Annotated in this window: 17 protein-coding genes, 1 tRNA gene and 1 riboswitch; of the genes, 3 read left to right on the forward strand and 15 right to left on the reverse strand. The window is 48.4% G+C overall.

Features of this window, described 5'->3' with window-relative positions:
• Window positions 1-53: 53 nt before the first annotated feature.
• The 4 genes from ubiB to rmuC form a co-directional block, all read right to left on the reverse strand.
• Window positions 54-1,688 (reverse strand): ubiquinone biosynthesis regulatory protein kinase UbiB, encoded by a 1,635-nt coding sequence (gene ubiB / locus A1OO_RS00395; RefSeq protein WP_017005015.1) that lies wholly within the window; start codon window positions 1,686-1,688, stop codon window positions 54-56.
• Entirely contained in the window at window positions 1,685-2,317 is a 633-nt protein-coding gene (locus A1OO_RS00400) for a ubiquinone biosynthesis accessory factor UbiJ (protein WP_017005016.1), read from the reverse strand. The genes ubiB and A1OO_RS00400 overlap by 4 nt, the downstream gene beginning before the upstream one ends.
• Window positions 2,318-2,326: 9 nt before the next feature.
• Window positions 2,327-3,106, reverse strand: coding sequence for a bifunctional demethylmenaquinone methyltransferase/2-methoxy-6-polyprenyl-1,4-benzoquinol methylase UbiE (ubiE, locus tag A1OO_RS00405; RefSeq protein ID WP_016959506.1), 780 nt, complete (start codon window positions 3,104-3,106; stop codon window positions 2,327-2,329).
• Window positions 3,107-3,275: 169 nt separating this feature from the next.
• A complete protein-coding gene (gene rmuC, locus A1OO_RS00410) occupies window positions 3,276-4,817 on the reverse strand; it encodes a DNA recombination protein RmuC (protein WP_017005017.1) in 1,542 nt (513 codons plus the stop codon).
• A gap of 133 nt (window positions 4,818-4,950) precedes the next feature.
• Here rmuC and A1OO_RS00415 point away from each other — a divergent pair, with 133 nt between their 5' ends.
• A complete protein-coding gene (locus tag A1OO_RS00415) occupies window positions 4,951-5,829 on the forward strand; it encodes a DMT family transporter (protein ID WP_016959508.1) in 879 nt (292 codons plus the stop codon).
• 10 nt (window positions 5,830-5,839) lie between these two features.
• On the opposite strand, the gene A1OO_RS00420 is transcribed toward A1OO_RS00415, so the two are convergent.
• Complete coding sequence (locus tag A1OO_RS00420; RefSeq protein ID WP_016959509.1) at window positions 5,840-6,130, reverse strand: hypothetical protein; 291 nt, start codon at window positions 6,128-6,130, stop codon at window positions 5,840-5,842.
• A 242-nt stretch (window positions 6,131-6,372) separates the two neighbouring features.
• The gene (locus A1OO_RS00425) at window positions 6,373-7,569 is read right to left on the reverse strand and encodes a multidrug effflux MFS transporter (protein WP_016959510.1); all 1,197 of its coding nucleotides are present in this window, start codon (window positions 7,567-7,569) and stop codon (window positions 6,373-6,375) included.
• Between the two features lie 98 nt (window positions 7,570-7,667).
• Here A1OO_RS00425 and A1OO_RS00430 point away from each other — a divergent pair, with 98 nt between their 5' ends.
• Window positions 7,668-8,636 (forward strand): LysR family transcriptional regulator, encoded by a 969-nt coding sequence (locus A1OO_RS00430; RefSeq protein ID WP_017005018.1) that lies wholly within the window; start codon window positions 7,668-7,670, stop codon window positions 8,634-8,636.
• Window positions 8,637-8,720: 84 nt separating this feature from the next.
• Window positions 8,721-10,508, forward strand: coding sequence for an aminopeptidase P family protein (locus A1OO_RS00435; protein ID WP_017005019.1), 1,788 nt, complete (start codon window positions 8,721-8,723; stop codon window positions 10,506-10,508).
• Window positions 10,509-10,570: 62 nt separating this feature from the next.
• On the opposite strand, the gene thiH is transcribed toward A1OO_RS00435, so the two are convergent.
• The 9 genes from thiH to A1OO_RS23505 form a co-directional block, all read right to left on the reverse strand.
• Window positions 10,571-11,683, reverse strand: coding sequence for a 2-iminoacetate synthase ThiH (gene thiH / locus A1OO_RS00440; RefSeq protein ID WP_017005020.1), 1,113 nt, complete (start codon window positions 11,681-11,683; stop codon window positions 10,571-10,573).
• A 15-nt stretch (window positions 11,684-11,698) separates the two neighbouring features.
• Window positions 11,699-12,469, reverse strand: a complete 771-nt coding sequence (locus A1OO_RS00445) for a thiazole synthase (protein WP_026024073.1) — start codon at window positions 12,467-12,469, stop codon at window positions 11,699-11,701.
• Between the two features lie 2 nt (window positions 12,470-12,471).
• A complete protein-coding gene (thiS, locus tag A1OO_RS00450; protein WP_017005022.1) occupies window positions 12,472-12,672 on the reverse strand; it encodes a sulfur carrier protein ThiS in 201 nt (66 codons plus the stop codon).
• Window positions 12,656-13,459, reverse strand: a complete 804-nt coding sequence (locus A1OO_RS00455) for a HesA/MoeB/ThiF family protein (RefSeq protein ID WP_017005023.1) — start codon at window positions 13,457-13,459, stop codon at window positions 12,656-12,658. The genes thiS and A1OO_RS00455 overlap by 17 nt, the downstream gene beginning before the upstream one ends.
• Window positions 13,437-14,117 carry a thiamine phosphate synthase gene (gene thiE, locus A1OO_RS00460; RefSeq protein ID WP_017005024.1) on the reverse strand — a complete coding sequence of 227 codons (681 nt, stop codon included), beginning with the start codon at window positions 14,115-14,117 and terminating at the stop codon, window positions 13,437-13,439. The genes A1OO_RS00455 and thiE overlap by 23 nt, the downstream gene beginning before the upstream one ends.
• Window positions 14,118-14,125: 8 nt before the next feature.
• Window positions 14,126-16,057, reverse strand: a complete 1,932-nt coding sequence (gene thiC, locus A1OO_RS00465; protein ID WP_017005025.1) for a phosphomethylpyrimidine synthase ThiC — start codon at window positions 16,055-16,057, stop codon at window positions 14,126-14,128.
• Between the two features lie 114 nt (window positions 16,058-16,171).
• Window positions 16,172-16,270: riboswitch (TPP riboswitch) on the reverse strand.
• Between the two features lie 49 nt (window positions 16,271-16,319).
• Window positions 16,320-16,703: a fluoride efflux transporter CrcB gene (gene crcB, locus A1OO_RS00470; protein ID WP_016959519.1), complete on the reverse strand. Its 384-nt coding sequence runs from the start codon at window positions 16,701-16,703 to the stop codon at window positions 16,320-16,322.
• Between the two features lie 550 nt (window positions 16,704-17,253).
• A tRNA-Trp gene (locus A1OO_RS00475) sits at window positions 17,254-17,330 on the reverse strand.
• A gap of 76 nt (window positions 17,331-17,406) precedes the next feature.
• Window positions 17,407-17,547 carry a hypothetical protein gene (locus A1OO_RS23505; protein WP_016959520.1) on the reverse strand — a complete coding sequence of 47 codons (141 nt, stop codon included), beginning with the start codon at window positions 17,545-17,547 and terminating at the stop codon, window positions 17,407-17,409.
• Between the last annotated feature and the right edge of the window lie 403 nt (window positions 17,548-17,950).

Below are 17,950 nucleotides of genomic sequence, written 5' to 3' on the forward strand. Positions count from 1 at the left end.
TTGCCAAGCTACCTCAATTTTCGGCTTTCAGCGAGAATAACTTGAATTGACACTTATTTATTAAATGCTCGCCATGCAAACAGCCAACTGAACAACGCAACCGTTCCCGCTATCTGCGGCAAATCTTCCACTTGGTTACTATAGAGTATGGCAGAGGTGACGATCAGTGTTGCCCCAACACCCAACAGGAACCTTGCACGATTGTGTTGCTTTCGCGATTGCATAAATTCTTTATACATAACATCCATGCGCTGATTGACCTGACGGCCTTGGCGCAAACTGTCATAGACCAGCTCAGGGAGTTCCGGTAATTTTTCAGCCCAAAATGGTGCTTTCTCTTTGATCGCGTTAATGACCGCTTGCGGCCCTAACTGGCGTGACATCCATTGTTCGAGAAACGGTTTCGCCGTGTCCCAAAGATCCAATTGCGGGTAAAGCTGACGCCCCAGGCCTTCTACATACAGCAAGGTTTTCTGCAGCAGTACCAACTGAGGCTGCACTTCCATATTAAAGCGACGCGCCGTATTGAACAGGTTTAGCAATACGTGACCGAAGGAGATCTCACACAGCGGCTTTTCAAAAATAGGCTCACACACAGTGCGGATCGCGAATTCAAACTCGTCGACATTGGTATCGTGAGGCACCCATCCAGAATCAACGTGCAGCTCTGCCACTTTGCGATAATCACGATTAAAGAAGGCGAGGAAGTTTTCCGCCAGATAGCGTTTATCTTCTCGATTCAAAGTACCAACAATGCCGCAATCTAAACCTATCCACTGCGGGTCTTGTGGGTGTTCGTAAGAAACAAACACATTGCCAGGGTGCATGTCCGCATGGAAAAAGCTGTCGCGAAACACTTGGGTGAAAAACACCTGTACACCGCGCTCAGCAAGCAATTTCAAGTCCGTACCGTTGGCTTTAAGCCCTTCCATATCGGACACCTGAATACCGTAGATACGCTCCGACACCATCAAACTGGTACGGCAGTAATCACTAAAGGTTTCGGGCACATAAAGAATATGGTCGTTTTCAAAATTGCGGCGTAGTTGAATTGCATTGGCCGCTTCGCGCATCAAATCCAATTCATCGAGCAAGGTCTTCTCGTACTCACGTACCACTTCCACAGGCTTTAAACGACGAGCCTCAGGCAGGAAGCGGGCAACAATACGCGCCATGCGATACATGAGTTTGATATCGGCTTGAATGACAGGAAGAATGTCAGGACGAATGACTTTCAATACCACTTCTCGGCCATTTTCTTTCAACGTCGCGGTGTGTACCTGCGCAATGGATGCAGAAGCCAGTGGCATTTCGTCGAAATCATCGAACCAGTTTTCGAGCGGTCCACCCAACGCATTTTCCATTTGGGTCTTAGCAAGCTTGCCGTCGAAAGGGGCAACTTGGTCTTGCAACAGCGCGAGCTGATCGGCAATTGCAGGTGGAAACAAATCACGTCTCGTCGACATCATTTGCCCGAACTTAATCCAAACCGGTCCAAGCGCTTGCAGTGCCAATCTTAAACGTTCGCCCAACGGCATGTCTTGGTGTTCGTTTTTCATCCAAAACAGCATTTTTCGCAGCAAATGTGGGGCGCGAGTGATCGGCTGCTTAGGCAGCAACTCATCTAACCCATAGCTCAGCTGAACTTGGGTGATTTTATAGAGGCGACGAATTTCGCTCGGTGTCATGCGTTTTCCACCTTGGCGGCTAACGCCAGTTTTTGTTCAAACGCATCAAAGCGCGCATGTAGACGTGATGCCTGACTTTGCACTTCATCAACCTGATCGGCAAAATAAGCCACTTCCAGCGCTCCGGGTGCCAAGCGCCACTCTTCAACGACCAATTCCGCCGCATAGCGCTGATTGCGCTCGCCGAATGCTTTAATAAAAGCCAGCCCTTGCTTTGCGCCGCGCACCATAGTGTGTGCTACTACATCACCGGTGTAGTGAGATAACCATTCGGCAATGTCTAGGTTAAGGCCATTGAGTAAATTGGAAAACTGCTGAGCAACATCGATGTCACCATCAAGATGCAGCTTGTCTTGCTTGATAAGCGCAGTCAGGTTGGCTTTGTCTTTCAGCTGCGGCGCGACAGAGATCGCCAACGCCAGATCGCAATCTGCATCACCGTCGAAATCTGCTAACACATCAATTTGCTGACTGAATACAAACACCAATTTCTTATTGATGTCTGTCAGGGTGACACGCAATACTTTGCCTTTCAGGCGAGCAAGTCGACGCTGACTTTCCGCATCCTGACGAACCAGCGAGTTAAGGCTAGTCTCAACAACAGCGGTGACTAATGGGTCAAGAGGCATACTGGCACCTTAGAATTTGTAACCACGGTGCAGGGCAACAATGCCACCGGTCAGGTTGAAGTATTTGGTTTGATCAAAACCGGCATCTTCCATCATGCCTTTCAGCGTTTCCTGATCAGGGTGCATGCGAATAGACTCTGCCAGGTAACGATAGCTCTCGCCATCATTAGCAATAAGCTCGCCCATTTTAGGCAGAAGGTAGAACGAGTAGGCGTCATAAATCTTTGATAACGGCTCGACCAAAGGCTTAGAAAATTCCAATACCAGTAAACGGCCACCCGGCTTCAACACGCGATACATAGAACGCAGCGCTTTGTCTTTGTCGGTAACGTTACGCAAACCAAAGCTGATGGTGATGCAATCAAAGTGGTCATCCGGAAATGGCAGTTCTTCTGCGTTAGCTTGAACATAGTTCACGTTGCCTACCACGCCCATGTCACGCAGTTTATCGCGACCCACATTGAGCATGGAGTTGTTGATGTCAGCCAATATCACCTGGCCTTTCTCACCGACAATGCGAGAGAATTTTGCAGTCAAATCACCGGTACCGCCCGCCAAATCCAACACGCGATGACCAGGGCGTACGCCACTGCAATCAATGGTGAAGCGTTTCCAAATTCGGTGAATACCCATGGACATCACATCATTCATGATGTCGTATTTTGCGGCCACATTGTGGAAGACGTTAGCAACCATACCGACCTTTTCTTCTTTGGCGATCGTCTTGAAGCCAAAGTGAGTGGTATTGTCCTCTGTGTCTTGCGTCACGCCCTGTGTCAAATCTGTCATTGTAAACCCCTGAGTAACACCGGACTGGAATAGGAAATGCCCGATATTTTTGCCGCTTAGTGTACTTTACATACTCAAACAACCACAAGAAGCGCGAGTCAATGTGATGTCGCCATCATGTGGTTATTTTAATCAGATCAAACCATGCTCAAAGTGCTTAGTGCGCCAACTACCTGTCCGATGACTCGCGTGAGACGGGTAAGCTAACCACATCTTCGTTTTGTTCAGATTCTTCTGACGTGTCTCTTTTTAGCATAGTCGGGCTGATATCGCGCTTTACCTCTACCCCGAGGGATTTAAAGCCTTCCACCTGACGAAGAATATTCCCTCGTCCTGTCGACAATTTATTTAGCGCGCTGTGGTAGCTGTCTCCCGCTTTATCAAGCGCTGCACCGAGCACTTCAACATCTGCGACAAACAGACGAATCTTATCGTAAAGCTTGGCGGCTTTATCGGCGATAAGACGCGCATTCTGATTTTGATGCTCATAACGCCACAAATTGTTGATGGTTCTCAATGCCACCAGCAAGGTCGTTGGACTGACAAGCATGATATTATGATCAAGTGCCTCGCGGATCAGTGATGGCTCAGCTTCTAAGGCAATCTGGAATGCGGGCTCAATAGGAATAAACATCAGCACGTAATCAAGGCTGTGAACACCATGCAGTTGATGATAATCCTTTCGCCCAAGCCCTCGAATATGCCCGCGAATAGCGGCAACGTGCTCGCGCAACGCGCTGTCTTTTTCCGCCACTGTATCTGCGTGGAAATAACGTTCATACGCGACCAGCACCATTTTGGCGTCAATCACGACGTCTTTTTCTTGCGGCAAACGCACAATCACGTCTGGCTGATAGCGCTTGCCTTCCTCGTTTTCTAAGCTAACTTGGGTTTGGTATTCATAACCATCACGTAAGCCAGATTCCTCCAACACGCGCGCCAGTACAACCTCGCCCCAGTTACCCTGCTGCTTGTTATCCCCTTTCAACGCTTGCGTCAGGTTCACGGCTTCACGTGTCATGTCCTCATTGAGCTTTTGCAGGCTTTTGATTTCATGGATCAGGGTGTGACGCTCTTTGGCCTGCTCACCAAAGCTATCACTGACTTGTTTATGAAAGCCCTCTAGCTGGCTTTTCAGCGGGCCTAATAACGAATCTAAGCTTTGTCTATTTTGTTCATCGACAGTCCGTGTTTTGTGGTCGAACACTTTGTTGGCCAAACTTTCGAACTGCACGCGTAGGCGCTCTTCAGCGCTTTCGAGTAAGCGGATTTTCTCGTCTGCCGCTTCCAATTGCTCTTCAGTGCGGGTTTGCTGTTCACGTAGTGAAAGCTCTAGCGCTGCTTTGTGATCACGCAGGGAATCTAACGTCTCAGCAAGCTGCACTTTTTCCGCACGAAGTGCGTCCATTTGACGGAGCTTTTCGGCCGCCGCGGCCAGTCTGCCATACTGCAGGCGAAGTTCAGCGCTGAGTCGATCTCGATCCAAATCCAGTTCATCGAGCTCTCCTTGAAGCGATGTGTTCTCGGTTTGCAGACGCTCAATCGCAGCGCAGCTGAGTTTTTCGTCTGCCTCACGTTGCTGCATATGGAGATCGCGCAGGTTTCGCTGTGCCATACGATGATAGACCGCACTGACGATGAATGTCAGTCCTGCACCTATTGCCGCTGCAAGCCATATCATGCCATCTGAAAACAGGCTTTCGATCTGCATCCCATTAACCTTTTCAATGTTCATCATTACTTGTAGCAAAGGCTAATAAGACACTGGATAAATGTCCAGTCTTTCTGTTTATCGGTAACTGCACTAGACTGCTGCTCTCCTCTTTATTAAGTAAGCACTTCTCATGAATGATCGCCTTGCGATTGGCTACGGATTGGCTGCCGTGTTGCTTTGGTCAACCGTCGCGACGGCTTTTAAAATCACCCTGACTTACATGGACCCGATCCAAATGCTGGCTGCCGCCAGTGTGGTCTCTGCATTGTCACTTGTCGCTGTGGCGGGATGGCAAGGCAATCTACACCTCATTACGTCGACGTTTTTTCGCCGTCCGCTTTATTATTTGATGCTTGGGCTTATCAATCCGTTTATCTATTATTTGGTGCTGTTTAAAGCCTACGACTTGCTGCCCGCATCATTGGCTCAGCCGCTTAATTACAGTTGGGCGATTACGCTGACTTTGATGGCGGCCATATTCTTAGGGCAAAAAATTCGTAAGCAGGATTGGATTGCGGCGGCATTGGGCTATGCCGGTGTGGTGGTTATTGCGACCAAGGGCAATGTCTTGGACTTAAACTTTGATAGCCCGCTAGGCGTTGGATTGGCCCTTTTCTCAACACTACTTTGGGCTGGTTATTGGATCCTAAACGCAAAAAACCAAGCCGACCCTGTCATTGGGTTGTTACTTGGTTTTCTTTTGTCCTTGCCGTTCTCTATCGGTCTTAGCCTATATAGTAGCGATTGGAGTGGTATTCCTTGGCAAGGCTGGCTCGCCGTCAGTTACGTGGGCTTGTTTGAAATGGGGATCACGTTTGTGCTTTGGCTGAAGGCGATGAAGTTGGCGACCAATACCGCCAAAATCAGCAACCTTATCTTTATTTCGCCATTCATTTCACTGATATTACTGGCCAATATTATAGGCGAGCAAATCCACCCAACGACCTTGATAGGCTTGGTAATGATTATTGCTGGTTTATTGATTCAGCAACGAAAAAGTAAGACGTGATTTAAAACAGTTAAGCGTTACGCTGCGCTAGATATTGGCGCAGCTCATCCACTGAAATGCCGTCATCTGCGATTTCTTGTGCCAATTCCTGAACGCGCTCTCCGCGGCGATCCGCAATAACTTTATTAAATTGATGGACCAATTCACGCAATCCACTGATCGGTACTTGGCGAGCCGCACGTTGGACGCGATCCTCACTCATACCGCTTAATTCTGTGAGAAGTTTACCAAACATCATTTTCTCTGGAGATTCTTCAAGAGTCTCCAAGTGACGAGCTAATTCAAGCATCGACATCGACATAGTTATACAACCTATTGTTTTAATTTTCGGGAAGAAAGGAAGTGTTCGCACACTAAATATACTCCCTTTGGTCAATAAGCAACAAAAAAATACCCGCACAAAATAATTTGGCGGGTAAATAGTCGGTAATAAGCACGCCATTATTACGAAGTGAATGCCGTAAACATATCGCCTAGAGGGTCAGCACTTCGTGCTTTGTGCGCTTTTTCACTAATATAGCTTACAGTACTGTTTTCTCGTTTTTAGCACTCAGCCGTATGCCAGCGCTTGCCTGCTCGAGACCAAAGCACAGCCAAGCCCGGCGCAATCAACAGCATATGGAAAACCAATAGGTGAGGCTCAGAAAGACCAGCTCGTTGTGTCAGGCTGACAAGGATACCCGCGCCACTCATTTGAAAGAGGCCAAGCAGCGCCGCCGCTGTGCCAGCACGTTGACCAAAAGGCTCCAGCGCTTTGCCTGCCGACGAGCCCAACACCCAAGCAAAGCCAAATGACGATAAGAACACGGGCACCATGAAGGCCCACGCGGTTTGTGTCGAGCTCAACACGCCCATCAACACACCCGCAAATACCAATATCATCATGCCTGCGTTTAGCGTTTTACGGCTCCCGACGATATCCATAACTTTTGGCGTCGTCATTGAAGCAAAAATATTGAGCGCAGCGTTGATGGCAAACCATCCTGTAAACTGCCCCATCGACAAGCCCAATCCATTGATGAGTCTCACCGGTGCTGACGTTACGTAAGCCAGAATCACCGCCATTGCCAACATGCAAAGCACGGCATGATAGATAAACACGGGTTCTTTCAATACTTGCCAGTAACGGGAAGGACTCAACAGCGCGCCGCTTGAATCGGTATCAGCTGGGCGCGTTTCGCGAAACAGCGTAAATACCAGCACCAAAGCCACTAGCGCATATGCCATCATGAAACTAAAGTTTGAACGCCAGCCAAAGTGAACAGTTAACCAACTGCCCAACAACGGTGCCAGCGCAGGGATAAAACAGATAGCACCATTGAGGTAACTGATCATTTGACCGCTTCGCTTACCGCCAAAGCTATCTCGTACTGCCGCAAACGCACACACAGAGGTTGCGCACGCACCCGCACCTTGCAGTAAACGCGCAATGAGCAAAGCGTCTAACGAAGAAGCAACCCAAGCCATGGCAGAGCTTGCGGCGTAAATAGAGATACCCACTAAAGCGACGGGACGACGACCAAAACGATCGGCTAATGGGCCAGCCAACAATTGGCCCATGCCCAAACTCACCATAAACCATGAAATAGTGTCTTGAATACGGGTCGGCGCAACATCAAATTCTGCGGCCATAATTGGCATAGCAGGCAAATAAATATCAATAGCAAGCGGGCTGAACAGTACAAGCAGTACCATCAATGCAACCAAGCGGCTATCAGGTTTCGAAGAGGGGGTGGACATAAGGAACTCCTGATTAATTGCGCGCAGTGTAGTCTTGTTTTGATATGAATAAAAATGGCTTATAGTCAGGTGAGACATTCCCGTATGGAATATTACTATTGAATCTGAATCATTTATTACGCTACGACCTCAATATGCTGATTTGTTTGCATATTTTATTGGAAGAGTGCAACGTCACGCGCACAGCTCAACGTTTGCATCTGAGCCAATCTGCGGTGAGTAAGAGCCTCGCCAAGCTACGCGAGCAATTTGATGACCCTTTATTTAACCGTACTTCACGTGGTTTACACCCGACAGCCAAGGCACTATCACTTAAACCCGCGCTGAAAAACTTGCTCAACCATTTAGACGGACTGACTGTATCTGATGCGTTCAATCCCGCTACCAGTGATCGTCGTTTTCATTTTGCACTGGTCGAAAGCGCCTACCCTCTTTTGATGCCGCGATTCTTAGGTGAAATACTAGATGCAGCGCCATCAATCACCTTAGATACTCAGGCATGGGGTGCTGGTACGTTTGATGCAATGGCACGGGGCGAAGTGGACTTTGGTATAACAGGAAAAGATCTGAACCCTGCTGATGCGATGCTCACTTTAATGCCTCCCAAAGGCATCGTTTACGAAGAGTTATATCAAGATCATCAAAAAGTGATTGTTCGCCAAGGGCACCCGTTATTGTCAAAGCGCTGGAATATGGAAAGCTATCTCAAACAGCGCCATATACAAGTCCGTTGTGATGGCAGCGATCGCTGGCTACTGGATTACAAACTCGCCGAACGTGGGCTTGAACGCGACATTGCGATGTATGTGCCTGACTTTAATAGTGCGGCCAGTTTATGCACCCATACCGATTTGGTATTTACCGCGCCATCTCACTTCGCAAACGCCGTGGCCAAGCAACTGGATTTAGTGGTGACATCTTTGCCTGAGCCGTTACCGCCCATGGCATATACCCTATTTTGGCATCAAAGTCAGGAATCTGACCCTGGTCATCGTTGGCTTAGACAGCTCATTATTTCGCGTTGCCGATATATGACAGAAATTGCAGCGGCTGAGGAAAACAGATAGGTTAGAGCCTTGAGAGAACACGCTAAACCTCATCGCTTTTTTGAACATTACGATCAATCAAAACAGATAAAAATAGGACGAAAAATGCACGCCACTTATGCTGATCGCGTCAACGCATTGCGACGCTGGCTGGAAGACCAAGCGCTGGACGCACTGGTTATTCCACATGAAGACGAGTTTCTTGGAGAGTATATTCCCGCCCACAATGAGCGTCTTCACTGGGCCACCGGATTTACAGGTTCGGCAGGCGCGGCGGTGATCACTCGTGAAAATGCAGCCATTTTTGTTGATGGTCGCTACACCGTACAGGTGCGTAAACAAGTCCCTGGCGATATTTTTGAATATCGTCATTTGATTGAACAACCTGCATTGCAATGGCTTACTTCTAACTTGCCACAAGGCAGCAAAGTCGCCATCGATACGCGTCTTCATAGCGCAAACTGGCTAGCTAACGCCGAGCAAACTGTGGCAGGAAAACTGACACTGACCGCTATCGACAGCAACCCGATTGATGCACTTTGGCACGATCGTCCTGAGCCACGTTTAACCACTGCTCGTCTGATGGGCAACGAGCTCGTTGGACAAAGCAGCACAGAAAAACGCGTGCTCATTGGCCAAGCACTGACAAAAGCCGGTGCAAACGCAGCGTTGCTGAGTCAACTAGACAGCATTTGTTGGCTCTTAAACATTCGTGGTGGCGATGTATCTCGCCTTCCCGTCGTATTGGCTTCTGCATTGGTTGAAGCGAATGGCAACGTCATCCTGTTTATCGATCCTAGCCGCCTACCTGATGACTTTACAGCACATGTTGGCGCAGGCGTATCGGTGCAATCACCTGATGCACTAGAAGTGGCCTTGTCGGCTATGTCTGGCAAAACCATTTTGGTCGACCCACAAACCAGCAATGCTTGGGCAAGTCAGGTTCTGGCCAAAAATGGCGCAATCATTGTGCACGCTGCAGATCCTTGCATGCTGCCGAAAGCGGCCAAAAACACCACTGAAATTGCAGGCATGAAAGCGAGTCATATCCGAGATGGTGTGGCAGTAAGTCGTTTTCTAGCATGGCTAGATGCACAAGTCGCAGCAGGCATTCTTCCAAACGAAGCAGCGCTTTCTGACAAACTCTACAGCTTCCGCGAATTGGACGAAACGCTGGCAGATTTGAGCTTTGATACCATTTCAGCCGCAGGCGGAAATGCGGCCATGTGCCACTATAACCACCTCAATCAACCGAAGCCTGGCGAACTGGAACTGAATAACGTGTATCTGGTGGACTCTGGCGGTCAATATCCAGATGGCACGACAGATATCACGCGCACCGTGGCAATCGGTGAATGCTCTGATGGCGTGAAGCAAGCATTTACGCTGGTTCTCAAAGGTCACATTGCACTCACCACAGCACGTTTCCCGAAAGGCACCGCTGGCAGCCAATTGGATGCATTAGCTCGCCAATACTTGTGGGCAAACGGCTTTGATTACGATCACGGTACAGGTCATGGCGTTGGTCACTTCCTCAGTGTTCACGAAGGTCCACAACGCATTGCCAAGGCGCCAAATACCGTTGCCTTACTGCCAGGTATGGTGCTCTCCAATGAGCCTGGCTACTACCGCGCAGACGCATTTGGTATTCGTATTGAAAATCTAGAGTTGGTGGTAGAAGTACCCACAGCCGGTGACATGACGGTATTGGGTTTTGAGTCACTAACTCGCGCGCCAATTGATCGTCGTTTGGTGGATGTAAATCTGCTGACTGACAGCGAGATCGCATGGTGGAACGATTACCATCAAAAAGTGTGGGCCGATATCAGTCCATCACTGCAAGGTGATGATCTAGCTTGGCTTGAGCAAGCTGTGGCACCCTTGTCTCGATAACTCACTAGCACCGAGAACAGAAAGAAAAAGGCTCCTCGAGCCTTTTTAGTTTTCAATTTTGGCTACCCTGAGTACCCGGCTTGCCAATCCTTCCAAACCACGTCAAAACCTGCACTTTTCACCGCGTTGGCGACCTCTCTGGCGCTACGCTCATCAGAGACCGCAAACTGTTCCAATTCAGGCTCATTGTCGGCATATCCTCCAGGCTGAGTTTTTGATGCCGCTGACATAGACGTAATCCCAAGGGGTAAGACTTTATCGCGAAACGCAGGCGATTCACGGGTAGACAAGGAAAGCTCCACTTCCGTATTCAGCAGCCGATACGCGCAAATAAGCTGCACCAATTGTCTATCTGTCATGACAGATTTGGGCTGCACAGCGCCTTCACACGGACGCAATCTTGGGAACGATATGGAATAACGACTGCGCCAATAAGTTCGCTCCAAATAGTCGAGGTGAGTCGCGACGAAAAAGCAATCCGTTCGCCATTCATCAAGCCCAATTAGCGCACCAATACCGATTTTATCGATGCCTGCTCGCGCCAGCCTATCTGGCGTATCAAGCCTAAAAGCAAAGTCGGTTTTATTACCTCGAAGATGATGCTCACCGTAAGTCACCCGGTTATAGGTTTCCTGATAGACCATCACCGCATCCAATCCCAACTCTTTGAGTTCAGCGTACTCTGCTTGCGCTAACGGCTGCACCTCCATCGCTAGATAACTGAATTGACGCTTAATTTCAGGTATCGCCTGACGAAAATAGTTCATGCCAACTTTGGTTTGATGCTCACCCGTGACCAGTAAAATGCTGTCAAAGTTCATCGCCTTGATAGCACGACACTCACGGCCAATATCATCCATCGACAGGGTGCGTCGCTTGATGCGATTCTCCATCGAAAAGCCGCAATAGGTGCAAACATTGGCGCAAAGGTTCGACAAATACAGCGGAACATAAAAATTCACTGTGTAACCAAAACGGCGGCGAGTTAACGCCGCTGCTTGTTGCGCCATGTGTTCGAGATAGGGCTCGGCAGAAGGCGATATCAAGGCTTTAAAATCCTCAAGATCTCGCTTAGGTTTCGCCAGCGCACGCAAGACATCCGCTTCATTTTTACTATAGATAGATAGCCGAATATCGTCCCAATCTAGCGTTTCCCAATAGGCTGAAAAACTCATTTTTTCTCCCGTCTATCAGGTAAGTTCATCAAGAAACGACGTGAGTGGACTCGATGCAACAGCATGCTGTACTTTGCCCGCCAACCCTGCTTCATAGGCCATACGACCGCTTTCTACTGCCAACTTAAACGCCTGCGCCATGGCAACCGGATTGTGTGCCGCTGCAATGGCTGTGTTCACCAATACTGCATCAGCACCTCTTTCCATCGCTTCTGCAGCGTGAGAAGGCGCGCCAATCCCTGCATCGACGATCACAGGCACCTTGGCTTGATCGATGATGATGTCGAGAAAGTCTCTCGACACTAGCCCTTTATTACTGCCAATCGGTGCACCTAGCGGCATCACTGCCGCGCAACCCACTTCCTCTAACCGCTTACAAAGCACAGGATCAGCATGACAATAAGGCAATACTATAAAACCCTCTCTTACCAGTACTTCTGCCGCCTTCAAGGTTTCTATCGGATCGGGCATGAGATATTTAGGGTCAGGATGAATTTCAAGCTTAAGCCAGTGAGTACCAAGCGCTTCTCGTGCCAATCGCGCAGCAAAAATGGCTTCTTTCGCCGTTTTTGCGCCTGACGTATTCGGCAATAAATTGAGATTAGCAGCGATAAGCGGTGCAAGAATATCGTCTTCGCGGTTTTGAACGTCAACGCGTTTAAGCGCCATAGTGACAAGTTCAGAGCCACTTGCCGCAATACTTTGCGCCATCACTTTGGTTCCGGAAAATTTTCCGGTGCCCGTAAATAATCGAGATGAAAACGTTTTATCTGCAATTGTTAACATGGTCATCCTCCTGCAATCGCTTGAAACACGGCGACCTGAATACCTTCGGTCAATGGTGTCTGCTGCCACTGACCTCGCGGGATAATCTCTCCATTGATGGCGATGGCCACAGATTGCTGTGACAATGACAACTCGTGTATCAAAGCATCAAGATCACTGGCACCGGCTGGAGAATACGCCTGATCATTAAGCCAAATGTTCATCGGGCACCTCGCTGACATGTGATGAATTACGGGGGTGACAGACGGCGCAATCACTATCAATAGGGATCGACATAGCGCGAAGCGACAAGGATTGACCATCCAACTGATAGAAACGGCTGGGGATGCTTTTTGTCTGTGTCAGTAGCTTGAGCGCTTCCAAAGCTTGTAGGTTGCCAATCACCCCAACAACGGGCCCTACGACACCAGTGCTTTGGCAATTTCGTGGAGAAGCATCCTTGCTTGCAGGAAACAAACAGTGATAACAAGGCGAAATGCTCGCGGCGAAATCAAACACCATCAACTGTCCTTGCCATCCAATAGCGGCACCTGCAACCAATGGTGTGCAAGACTTCCTGCACACTTCATTCACCGCTTGTCGGGTCGCCATATTGTCACTGCAATCGAGCACGACATCGGCCAATGACACTTCGAGATCAAGTGCTCTATCAACAAGGTAGCGTTCCACTGCGCGACATTGAATCTGTGTGTTCAGCGCCATTAGCTGCGCACTCAGTGCGCGCGCTTTGCTCTCACCCAGATTGCTTTCACGGTATGCCACTTGGCGTGACAAGTTTGAACGCTCTACTGCATCATCATCAGCAAGCACTAGGTTACCTACACCCGCACCAGCAAGGTAGAGGCTGGCAGCAGTGCCTAGGCCGCCGCATCCCACAATAAGTACCTTTGCTTGCTTCAGGCGAGACTGCCCTTCTTCTCCCCACTCAGACAGCATAATTTGACGGCTGTAACGCTCAAACTCGCTATCAGACAGAGGCGGAATGCTCATGTCTCGCCTCCTCGGTCAAAATGCGTGAAAACGACTGCAATGTCGAAGGCAGATCGCCCGATTCGGTGACAGCTCGAACAACGGCAATAGCATCCACACCTGTTTGCCAAACCTCTGACGCGACAGACAAGTCAATGCCACCAATCGCGACAGTCGGGAAGCGACCATCGACGGTTTTCAGGTGTTTAGCCAACTGTTCAGTACCTTGAGGAGGTGTTGGCATGACTTTGGTTGGAGTGGGAAAGATATGTCCGATAGCCAAATAGCTCGGCGCAATCGAGAGTGCGAGATCCAGCTCCTGCGCCGTTCGAGTTGAGATCCCCAAGCGAATACCAGCCAGAGCAATGGCCTCGAGATCTGCATCTTTCAGATCATCTTGACCAAGGTGTATACCGTATGCCCCTGCTGCGAGTGCTTTCTCCCAGTGGTCATTGATAAAGATCTGCGCCTTAGCGGTCTTTCCAGAGGCGACAGCCTCTTCGATCATTGCGTCTAGATCAGGTTCATTGGGATCTTTGATCCTAAGTTGAATGGTACGCACGCCTAGCGCCAACAACCGCTTAAGCAATACAATGTCATCAACCACTGGATAAAGAGGGCCAATACCCTCCTCCATGCGCGCAAATGATACGCGACAGTTAAACATAGAAGGTTTCATCACCCCTCCTACGCTTTCTGGTGGTAAAGTTCACTGCCTTTCGCCAAGAACTCTGCCGATTTTTGTTTCATGCCTTCCAGCGGATCATCCAGCATCTGAACTTCTACCGCTTGGCCTTTCTCTTGGTTTTTAGCGCTCTCGTCTTTAGCAAAAGCAAGCCGGACTTCTTGGCTTATCTTCATGGAACAAAACTTAGGCCCGCACATCGAACAGAAATGCGCCACCTTGCCAGACTCTTGAGGCAGTGTTTCATCGTGATAAGTGCGTGCAGTATCTGGGTCAAGTGCCAGATTAAATTGATCTTCCCAACGAAATTCGAAACGCGCTTTAGACAAGGCATTGTCGCGAACCTGCGCACCAGGGTGGCCTTTTGCAAGGTCTGCAGCATGCGCGCACAATTTGTAAGTGATCAGGCCGATTTTGACATCATCTTTATTCGGCAAACCAAGGTGTTCTTTTGGTGTCACATAGCAAAGCATGGCGCAACCGAACCAACCGATCATTGCGGCGCCAATACCAGACGTAATATGATCATAGCCCGGTGCAATATCGGTAGTCAGAGGGCCAAGGGTGTAAAATGGCGCTTCATGGCAGTGCTTGAGCTGCTCGTCCATGTTTTCTTTAATCATGTGCATCGGGACATGACCTGGTCCTTCAATCATCACCTGGACATCATATTCCCATGCAACTTTGGTCAGCTCGCCCAAGGTTCGTAACTCGGAAAATTGCGCTTCATCGTTTGCATCAGCAATCGAGCCAGGGCGCAAGCCGTCCCCCAAAGAAAGCGCGACATCATACTGAGCACAAATTTCACAGATTTCACGGAAGTGAGTATAAAGAAAGCTTTCGGTGTGATGAGCAAGGCACCATTTCGCAATGATAGAGCCGCCGCGAGAGACAATTCCCGTCACGCGCTTGGCGGTCATTGGCACATAACGCAGCAAAACACCGGCGTGTATTGTGAAGTAATCAACACCCTGCTCGGCTTGCTCAATTAAGGTATCACGCATGACTTCCCATGTTAGGTTTTCAGCAATTCCGTTAACCTTCTCAAGCGCTTGATACATTGGCACTGTGCCAATAGGTACAGGGCTGTTTCGCAAGATCCACTCTCGGGTCTCGTGAATGTTTCGTCCCGTAGACAAATCCATCACGGTATCGCCACCCCAACGGGTCGACCAAACCAATTTTTCAGTCTCTTCTTCTATCGAAGAACTCACTGACGAGTTACCAATATTGGCGTTAACTTTCACTAAGAAGTTACGCCCAATTATCATGGGTTCGGATTCAGGATGGTTGATATTTGATGGGATGATGGCGCGACCTTCTGCGACTTCTCTGCGCACGAACTCAGGCGTAATTTCTTTGGGTAAATTTGCACCAAAGCTTTGCCCTGGATGCTGATGATTGAGTTGCTCATCGGCATATTTGTGGCGTCCCATGTTCTCACGTATTGCGATGTATTCCATTTCTGGCGTAACCATACCCTGACGCGCATAGTGAAGCTGAGTCACTCGCTTACCTTCTTTTGCACGACGAACATCGGGCAGTCTGCCAAAACGCAGTTCATCTAATGTATCGTCATCCAGGCGTGTTTGTGCAAACTCTGAGCTTACTCCCACCAACGCTTCAGTATCGCCACGTTCTTCAATCCAACGCTCGCGCAGCTTTGGCAACCCCGCGTAGATATCAATGTGGTAATCAGGGTCGGTATAAACACCGGATGTATCATAGATAAGTACAGGTTCGTTATCTTCAAACTGTGGTGTTTCTTTATTTCCGCCGATCATGCTTGGCGACAACGAGATTTCACGCATTCCAACGCGAATATCTGGACGAGATCCTACAACGTGAACTTTTTTGGAATTAGGGAAGGGTTGTACCGACAGGTTGTCGATAAAATCTTTAGCTTCGTTTCTGGCTTGTTTACGGGTCGACATAGCATTACTCCATTAATTGTGGGAATAAATGCTTGCCGGATTTGCTCTGCAAGAGGTGTGTCACGCACAGATACAGTTACCCCGTTTGAGGTGACGTAATCTAAAACACGATTGTATTTACTTTCTCTTGTTTCCTTCGCAGGTATTAGCCTGATCAGGTTCAACGGATCCCGCTTTCGCGGTCTCAGCCAAATGGCACTCCGACAAGTATCAGTTGCAGTATAAGAAATGCGCTATGTCTTCTCAACCTCAATGTCTGTGATTAGCTGCGCATTAAGAGCTGAAAGCCTGCCCATGCGGCAAAAATACACACCACGACATTCAATACGATGTTTAACCCCATCTTGAACCACTCGCCTTGCTGAAGCAGCAAAACATTGTCCATTGAAAACGTGGAAAACGTTGTCAATGCACCAAGAAAGCCAAGGCCGATAAGATGTCGCCATGGACCAGGACCAAAAGTCTCTTGTTCAAGCGCCGCCACCAAAAATCCCATGAACAATGAACCAATAATATTCACTGTCAAAGTCCCATAGGGAAAACCTCGCCCTAACAAAACAGCGCAAATCTCAGAAATGAGATAGCGAGAGCAAGCACCCGCCGCGCCACCAATAGCAATATAGAAAAGCAAAACCGCCTGATTCATGGTCTAAAACCACTCGTAGCTTAAAACAGTAGCAATATGATACGCCGTAAAAACGACAAGCGCTAAGGCAGGAACAAGAATTGGATGTGATTGCGTATAACTGAGATTCATAAAAATAGCATTTATATCTAAAGTAAGGCTGAATAGGTAAACACACTGCTTCTCATGACACGCACAGAATGTAGCAGGTATAAATAAATCGACATTACTCTTCGAGGCCTTAAATGTGGCAGGGTGGAGAGATTTGACTGGGCTGGTATTCCAGCTCCCAACATCACTTTAAAAAAGTGACAGATTCGAAAAAGCCCCGACATTACTGTCGAGGCCTTAAATGTGGCGGGGGTGGAGAGATTCGACTGGGCTGGCATTCCAGCTCCCAACATCACTTTGAAAAAGTGACAGATACAAAAAAGCCCCGACATTGCTGTCGAGGCCTTGAATGTGGCAGGGGTGGAGAGATTCGACTGGGCTGGCATTCCAGCTCCCAACATCACTTTGAAAAAGTGACAGATACAAAAAAGCCCCGACATTGCTGTCGAGGCCTTGAATGTGGCAGGGGTGGAGAGATTCGAACTCCCAACACGCGGATTTGGAATCCGCTGCTCTGCCAATTGGAGCTACACCCCTATACGAACGCTATTTTAACGACAATCAGCAAAATAGCTAGGGTTTAGTAAAGCTTCATGCTCCAACTGAACAGGAATTAGGCAATGTCGTGTTTTTCGGCAAGATTTTGTTTGTACTTATTAAATACGAGCAATGCTATAACTGCAGGCCCAGCTACCGCCGTTGCGACTGCTGTACAAAGTAACGTCATTTGAATTAATGCTGATAAATCATTCATTTGATGATTCCCCAAGCCGTTAAATATAAATTTGATAATACCGTGATGGTATAAAAAAAAACTCTCAATAGTAAGAACCCGCGCGACTCAATTCGATAGTTGCATAGCGTAATATGCAATAAATAAACACTGATCACTTATGGTATGGATTTCTATACAACAAGTTTTAGACGTCATACCACGATAAATCAAACTATTAGTGACATCATTAATAAAAATGCGTACTCGAAGATATAGACAGTGCCCAAGGGAATCTACAGAAAAATTTCTAACAAGGTTTTTAATTGATACTGGAGTGTATGGGACTATACGAAGGTGTAACGATCAAAATTGTGTAAGACTTTCTGATGAGCATAAACGATAAAAAGCCCCGTCATTTCTGACGAGGCTTTTTAATAAATGG

This window comes from Enterovibrio norvegicus FF-33 (genome assembly GCF_000286835.2).
GTDB classification, from domain to species: domain Bacteria; phylum Pseudomonadota; class Gammaproteobacteria; order Enterobacterales; family Vibrionaceae; genus Enterovibrio; species Enterovibrio norvegicus_A.